The sequence below is a fragment of the Nibrella saemangeumensis genome (assembly GCF_039541915.1).
GTDB classification, from domain to species: domain Bacteria; phylum Bacteroidota; class Bacteroidia; order Cytophagales; family Spirosomataceae; genus Nibrella; species Nibrella saemangeumensis.
In genome coordinates this window covers 144498-153263 of record NZ_BAABHD010000014.1, presented here as the reverse complement: position 1 = coordinate 153263, position 8766 = coordinate 144498, and the positions used below count along the sequence as shown (strand labels likewise).

Below are 8766 nucleotides of genomic sequence, written 5' to 3'. Positions count from 1 at the left end.
ATCAAGTGAGCACAATAGAACATTTCATAGATTGGCTGATGAAGCAGTTGGCCAAGCCGCTGAAGATTCCCATCCGCATCTTTTTCTTCAGTGTCCAGCACTGAGCAAAATTGCCAGGTAGTGCCCTAAAGAAACTGGTTCTTAACCGGTTAATAACTGATATTTACCATACAACTACCACAGTTGATTAGTAAATATTTATAACCGAAATTGCCCTATACTCCTCTACCGTTAACCAAACGCATCGTATGCTGCGCCAACTCCTGCTTTTGGGGCTACTGCTGTTGGCATCGCCCAGCCAGAGCCAGTTACCCGAAAAGCTTACCTTCGACCAGCTCAATACCGTCGACGGCCTGCCCGAGAATTTCGTGCACGCCATGCTACAGGACCATCTGGGCTTTATGTGGCTGGGTACCCAAAACGGGCTGGTTCGGTATGATGGCGCTAAAATGGACGTTTTTCGTTACGACAAGCGAAACCCATTCAGCCTGAAAGCCCTAAACATTAGGGCGCTGCTCGAAGACAAAAACGGTGATGTCTGGATCTGTGGTGATGGATTGTACCGTTTTGACCGGACCACCCAACATTTTATTGATTACACGCCCAAAGGCAAAGATGCACCTGCACAGACAGAACTTGGTCTCTATATGCACCAGGATCGTCAGGGCCAGATCTGGACCATCGGGTGGAGCGATAAAGTAAAAGCACATGTATTGAACCGGTTAAATCCGAAAACGGGTCAGTGGACCGTCTACCGAAACGATGGCTCAAAACGACCCAACCTAACGCACACGGCTATTCATTTCAATCCTTATTTTACAGGAGATCGCCAGGTTAATTTATCGTTTAAGGAGGATCAACAAGGCCAGGTTTGGGTGATTACAACCGATCAAAGAGGGTACACCAGCGGGTTGCTATTACACCGGTATAACCGAGAGAGCGATCGTTTCGAAATTTTTCAGCCTCTGATCGCCCCCCAATCTGACGTAGCTTTTGAAAGGCCTTCAGGCGTTTGCCTGGACAAAAGAGGCCTTCTTTGGGTAAGCACAGCAGGCAACGGTTTATTTCAGATTCATCCGCGTACCCGTAAGATACTAGCCCATTACCAGCACCAGACAGCGCCTGGACTGGCTAATGATTCTATCCTTTCTTTGTATCAGGACCGGCAGTCTAATCTATGGCTGAACACCGTCAAAGGACTAACCAAATTTATACCCTCGTCCGGTACATTCAGGCACTACCGACATATTCCGGCTAATCGGCATACGCCCAGCGGCTCTATTTTGTGGTCGCTGCGGGAGATGAAAAATGGAGATATGTGGTTTAGAGCTCAAAGTACCTGGGGTTATGTCGATCATATTGGGGTAGATTTTTATGACCACCGTACTGACCAGTTTACCCGTTATAAAGATAGTCCGGGGTTACGCATTACCTGGGGTGTTTCAACAGTGCTGGAAGACCACAGCGGTTCAGTGTGGGTAAATGCACCAGGGTTTGGGCTGTTCAAACAGAATCGAATGCCCCGTTTCACCCGATATACCCACGATTCTACCCAAAAAAATACCGTATCTGATATTGTGGTAACCGCCATTTACGAGGCACCCTCAGAGCCCGATGTCCTATGGCTGGGCACATTTAAAGGTCTCGACCGGTGGAACAGGAAAACAGGCGTATTCACGCATTATACGCATGACCCTAAAAATCGTGCATCAATTGCAAAGGGTGGTGTATCCAGTATTGTAGAAGACCGCCAAAAACGGTTGTGGGTTGGGACCTACGGAGGTGGCTTATGTTTGCTCAATCGCCAAACAGGCACATTTACCCGATTTGCAAATAACATCTACGATCAACATACAATAAGCAATGATGTAGTTGAAGCCATTCTACCCGCCCGCGATGGTTCGCTGTGGGTTAGTACAGAATGGGGACTGAACCGGATGGACATTGAACGTCGGCAATTCAAGGCCTTTCATCAGGCAGACACCACCTACCAGGACGTTTTACTCCGACAAGTTGATATGCTGTTGAGGCAAGTTAAGCCGATTGCATCCATTTTACATCCCGCTAATAAGGTAGATAAAACAATACCTTTTGCCCTGACCAAACCTGGTGCGGTACTGGTTACTGCTATGGGAGAGCTAACGGCTCTGAACCGCTCTGACTACGGCTGGATTGAAGACAGCAAAGGACACATCGTCTGGGAAATGAACGTTGCCCGCAGCCGCCATGCCGGAGGCAGGCTCGACAATCGCCTGCAGATCGAACCGATTCAATTAGCAGCGGGCAGTTACCGGCTTCGGTACCGGACAAACGAGTGGCACAGCTTTGGTCAATGGCTCTATGCAGGCCCCGACCGACCCGATTGGTGGGGTATTCAGGTGCTGCCGCTGACAACATCGCAGACAGAACAGATAGCAAAACTGGTCCGGAAGTCACAGCTAAACGGTCTATTAGATTATAATAGTCACTGCCTTCTTCAGGATAAAAAGGGAAACATCTGGATTGGAACTGGTAACCAGGGAGTGGCAAAGTACAACCCGGCCACAAATACGTTTATTCACTACCATAATCAGCTCGAAGGCCCCCATTTTGTCGTGTCTCTGCTGGAAGATACCTCAGGTTCAGGTACAATTTGGGCCACCGATTACTTTAAAGGGCTCATGAAGATTGACCCGGAGAAAGGCACTATAAAACGATTTACCTCGGAGCAGGGACTACCTTACCAAGCTGTACGGACGGTGCAGCAGGACCGGCATGGATATATCTGGCTTGGCTCAGATAACGGTCTAAGCCGCTTTGACCCGGCTACGGGTCGGGTCCAGAACTTCAACCCTTCGCAAGGCTTTCCGGATCTGCGCTTTTTCCACCGCAGCACCAAAGCACCGGATGGTACCTTTTACTTCGGCGGGTTTGAAGGCTTTGTCAGATTTCGACCGGATCAAATAACCACCGATACTATTAAGCCAAAGGTAGCGCTGACTGGCCTGACTATCTTCAACACCCCGGTCGAAATTGGCGACAAACAGCCCCTCAAAGCACATATCTCCGTAGCCGATGAAGTTACTCTGGCGTATGACCAGAATGATCTGACGTTTCAATTTGTAGCTCCCCACTACATCCGTGCCGCTCAGATACAGTATGCTTATCGGCTGGATGGTTACGACAAGGACTGGTCACCGGCCACCACCCGGCAGGCCCGCTATACCGATCTGGCCCCCGGCACCTACACCTTCCAGGTCAAAGCCGCTAACGCCGATGGATTATGGAGTGAACGTCCTACCTCAATCAAGGTAATTATATATCCCCCCTGGTGGCATACCTGGTGGGCGTATGTGCTGTATGCGGTGCTGCTGGCCAGTAGTTTGCGGGCGTATATCCTTTACCGCTCCCGCACCTTACGGCGGCAGAACCGGATACTCGAAGAGAAAGTATCGCTCAGAACCCAGCAGATTCAGCAGCAGAAGGAAGAGATCGAAACTCAGCGTGATAACCTGGAAGATACCTTAACTGAGTTAAAAGCCACCCAGGATCAACTCGTCCAGAAAGAAAAAATGGCCTCTTTGGGCCAACTCACCGCCGGCATCGCTCACGAAATCCAGAACCCGTTGAACTTCGTCAATAACCTCTCAGAGGTAAGCACCGAATTGATCGATGAACTCGTGGAAGAGGCTAAAGCCGGCCATACCGACGATGTGCTCGACATTGCCAGTGACCTTAAAGAAACCCTGGAGAAAGTCAGTCACCACGGCAAACGGGCCGATAGCATTGTCAAAGGCATGTTACAGCACTCCCGCGCCAGCAGTGGCGAGAAGCAACCCACCGACCTCAACGCCCTGGCCGACGAATACCTCCGACTAGCCTACCACGGCATTCGGGCCAAAGACCAAAATTTTAATGCCGACCTGCGGCTGAACCTGGACCCCAGCGTAAAGCAGGTTAATATCGCCCCGCAGGAGATAGGCCGGGTACTCTTGAACCTCTACAACAATGCCTTTTATGCCGTGCAGGAAAAGCATCGGCAAACCGGCAACGGCTATCAGCCACAGGTGGAGGTAACCACACATCAGGAGAACGGCAAAGTAGAGTTGCGGGTCAAGGACAATGGCACGGGCATTCCATCGGAAATCCTAACTAAAATCTACCAGCCCTTCTTTACCACTAAACCCACCGGGCAGGGTACAGGACTGGGGCTAAGCCTGAGCTACGATATAGTCACCAAAGGTCATGGGGGAGAGATGCAGGTGGAGACTAAAACAGGCGAGGGGACCGAGTTTATAGTCGAGTTACCTGTTACGGAATAATAGATAAAGAAGGGATAAGATAAGTCGTATAGCAACCGGGCAACCCTGACCCCCGGCTAGTTTCACCACCGCCTTCAAAGAAGCCTGGGTCCCAATGTAGGTAGCGCCGGATGTCTCTCCGGTAGCTTTAATGTTGGCAACATTGGTGTGAAAGGTAAATGTACCTCGATTTTTATTAACAACCCCGACCACCACTGTATTCCCTTGCCCGGAAAATGCGATCATTTCACCCGTGCACTCATTGTAAAGCTCTCCACTCAGCTCAAGCGGTATCGTTTCGTTAAATAAAACCGGCGAGGCCCGTTAGCCTTTCTGACCGTTCGATAAATGGCAGGCCGCAACAATAAGCACTTTTACTTAATATAGGCAACCGATTCCAAGTGAGGCTATCTGTTAGCTAAGCCCTGTTAAACCCTTGCCATTCTGGTCAGCATGATGCCGTCCGTGTTAACTGCCTGCCTGCTATTAGTCAGTGTCCTGCTCCAGGCCATGCCACTGCCACGCACCCGCACGCTGACCATCAACGACGGACTACCCAACAGCAGCGTCAACGGTGTGGTGCAGGACCGGGCCGGCTTTATCTGGCTGGCTACAGCCGATGGACTGGCCCGCTACGACGGCCGTATCATGAAAGTATTCCGGCATACTACCCAGGCTAATTCGCTGGCCGAAAGCAGCATCGGCTGGATGCAATCGTTGTCCGATGGTACGTTGCTGTTACAAACAAGAACCGGCGATGTTCAGCGGTTCGAACCCGCTACTGAACAATTTTCCATGTGGCTACCCCGTCATCGGCAGGGTCGGAACAAGATTGAGTCCGTGGATTTTGCGCCGGATGGTAAAAGCCTCTGGGCGTTATGGCGGGGACAAAAAGCGCAGCACTACGACCTGCGGAGTGGCCGGGTGCGGTACTGGACCGAGCAGCAGGTCGGACCGGCCATCCGGACCCTTCACTCGCTACAGGCCGCTTCCAACGGCCGGGCATTCGGGCATTATGATGAGGGAATAATCGAATTTGATCTGCAGACCGGCCGGCACCGCCTACTTCCCTATCCGGGCTCGCTCAGCCGCTGGATGTACCGCAGTATGCGCGCCATCGACTGGTCTCTGACTGTTGAGCGAAAACCGGGTGAGCTTGTGATTGTCGGCCGGCACTATCTGTTTCTGCTGGACCTGCGCACCGGTCAGTATAAGGATGTCCCCATGCCCGGCACCGATACGGAGCAGGAGATTTACGGCATGCGGCTACTGGCCGACGGAAACGTATATATCTGTATTGCCAACCGAATCTACCGGTTTACGGCCGACAACCAGTTTACGCAGATTGGCGAACTGGCAATCCCTGCTGATAACCGAACCCCGTCCGGAATGCCGATGCTGCTCGACCAGTCTGGTGTGTTGTGGCTCCGGACCCACGAAGGCGGGGTAAGCCTGATGGATCTCCACGCGTTTCCGTTTCAAACGTATCCATACCGCGACGGCTGGAAGTCAGACCTGCTCCGGATGGTTTTAAACATAACCCCTCCTTCCTGGGTCGATTCCAACGGTGACTCCTGGACGCGGTTTACGTACGCCAACAACCACCTCTGGTTTATCGACCTGGCCTCCCTGTACCGGTGCAATCCCGAACCGAAACGGACCACCAGCAGTCACAGCGGTGATAGCACGGGCTGCAAGCTTACCCTTAAAGCTGACCAGCGGGGACACTTTTGGCTATACAGTAATGTAGCAGGCCTGGCTGAAACAGACTCTACCGGTAAGATCATTCAGAAATGGCCCAACAGTATAGTACCGCTGACGTACTCGAATCCCGGACTGGATGTGGGCGATCTGGAACCGATGGGTTCGGTTGTCTGGATGGCTTCCTTTCTGGGAAAAGGATTATTTAAATACGACCTCCACCAACGAAAGATCGTCGCGCAACTGTTGCATCAGCCCACCAAACAGCAGTCTCTGCCGACGAACCAACTGATGTGTCTGGCGGCCGATCCGTATCATCCGGCCGTGTTATGGATTGGCACGCTGGGGGCGGGTCTCGCCCGGTTCGATACCCAAACCGGTCGGTTCCGAACCTTTTCCGAACAGGACGGGCTACCCAACAATACCATTACCAGCCTGCTCACCGACCGGCAGGGTTATCTGTGGGCGGCAACCTATAAAGGACTTGTCAGGCTAAACCCTCGTACGTTCCATAAACGCGTCTTTACACGGTCCGACGGGCTGCAGGACCACGAGTTTGTTTATGCCCTCTCCACCCGGTTACCCGACGGCCGGCTGGCTTTCGGCGGCCGAACCGGCATGACCGTGTTTGACCCGGCTGCCCTCCAGGAGAATTTATTTGAGCCGCCCGTGGTCTTATCGGGATTACGGATCAACAACGCGGTGATCGAAGCCGAGGGGCCCTCCTCCCCCCTACCCGAACCCATTAACGCCCTTGACCAGCTCACGCTCGATCATACCCAAAACTTCCTGACGTTTGAGTTCGCGGGGCTGCAGTACAGCAAGCCGGAGAAGATTCAGTACCGCTACCGGCTGGCGGGTGTCGATGACGACTGGGTAAACGCCGGCACCCAGAACACCGCCAACTACACCCAACTCCGGCCGGGCCGTTACACCTTTGAGGTCATGGCCACCAACGCCGACGGCCGGTGGAGCCGCCACGTCAAGCAACTGGACGTGATGATTACACCCCCGTTCTGGGCGACCTGGTGGGCCTATGCGCTGTACACCCTGGCCTTCGGCGGGGCGGTGTTTGGGTTTGTGCAGTTTCGGATTGGGCAGGCCCGGCAGCAACAGGCGATGCAGTTAAAACAGCAGGAAGCCGAACAACTCCGGGCGGTCGACGAGTTGAAAACCCGCTTCTTCTCCAACATCACCCACGAGTTCCGCACGCCACTGTCGCTGATTCTGTCGCCCACCGAAAAACTGCTGCAGGAGACTAAGCACGATACCGCCACCCGGCAAACGCTGTCGTCCGTCCACCGCAACGCGCGGCAACTCCTGCGGCTCATCAATCAACTGCTGGACCTCTCTAAACTCGAAGCCGGCAACATGACCGTATCCCTGGCGCGGGGCAAGGTAAGCCAGTTTGTAAAGGAATTGCTGAGCGCTTTTCAGCCGCTGGCGCAGCAAAAACGGATAACCCTGCGCTTCACCACCATCGGACCAGACCCGGAGCGGCTGTTCGACGCCGACAAACTGGAAAAGATCATGTACAACCTGGTATCAAACGCTTTAAAGTTTACCGATGCCGGTGGACAGGTCACCGTCCAATTTGACGCCGACGATGCCCATGCCCGACTTACAGTAACCGACACCGGCCGGGGCATTCCGGCCGACAAACTGCCCCATATCTTCGACCGCTTCTACCAGGTCGATACCTCCCGTACCCGAGCCCATGAAGGAACCGGTATCGGGCTGGCGCTGGTCAACGAACTGACTGAATTGATGAGCGGGACCATTTCGGTTAGCAGTGAACTGGGCACTGGCACCCGCATAACCATAGAGATTCCTATGCCGCTGGCCAAAGGACATGAACAGCCCGCCAGCCTGCCGGCCGTACCGGTGTTATCGCCGACGCTTAGCGCAGCCCCGCTGGTGGCTTCTGCTCAAGACGACAGCGACAAACCCCTTATGCTGGTAGTAGAAGACAATACCGAACTCCGCGATTTTATTGCCGGTGAACTGACCGCCTACGTTCGAGTGTTGACGGCCGCCAACGGCGAAGAAGGCTGGCAACTGGTACAAACCGAACTGCCTGCTATAGTGGTTTCGGATGTGATGATGCCGCAGATGGACGGCTACGAGCTGACCCGGCTCATTAAGCAAACTCCCGCCACCAGCCACATTGCCGTGGTGCTGCTGACAGCCAAAGCCGCCCATCCCAGCCGCCTTGAAGGCTTACAGCAGGGTGCCGACGATTACTTGACCAAACCCTTTCATTTCGACGAACTGCACCTGCGGCTGCGTAACCTCCTGGAGCGGCAGTGCAAATTGCGCGACTTCTACCAACGGCAACTCACCTCGGCAAACACCCCGTTCCGGCCCAAAGAAATAGACGAACCGTTCCTGCGCGAGGTCTTTGAATGCATCGAGAGCCGGTTAGACGATTCCGGGTTCACCGTAGATCAACTGGCTGAGATGCGCAACATGAGCCGGCGCACGCTGCACCGCAAGCTCACAGCGCTGACCAATCTATCGGCTAACGACGTCATCCGCAACTACCGGCTGAAGCGGGCATCTGAGTTGTTGCGCCAGGGGCATACTGTTTCGGAAACGGCTTACCTGGTAGGCTTTGAGAATCCCACCTATTTTTCCACCGTCTTCAAGCAGATCTACCAGCAGACCCCCAGCGAGTTTGCCGTTCGGTAGCCTAAAATCCTTTCATTTTTTTACCGCTTGCTCAAGAACGAGTGAGCTTTCCCTGCTTTGTCCCAAAATCAAAGCATTCTGTCCCAAAAGTGAA

General features: G+C 53.4%; 2 protein-coding genes. Both read left to right on the top strand.

The window, feature by feature from the left end; all coding sequences use genetic code 11:
- Positions 1 to 248 precede the first annotated feature (248 nt).
- Positions 249 to 4301: a two-component regulator propeller domain-containing protein gene (locus ABD949_RS06750; RefSeq protein ID WP_345241864.1), complete on the top strand. Its 4053-nt coding sequence runs from the start codon at positions 249 to 251 to the stop codon at positions 4299 to 4301.
- A 432-nt stretch (positions 4302 to 4733) separates the two neighbouring features.
- The gene (locus tag ABD949_RS06745; RefSeq protein WP_345241862.1) at positions 4734 to 8672 is read left to right on the top strand and encodes an ATP-binding protein; all 3939 of its coding nucleotides are present in this window, start codon (positions 4734 to 4736) and stop codon (positions 8670 to 8672) included.
- The last annotated feature ends 94 nt before the right edge of the window (positions 8673 to 8766 follow it).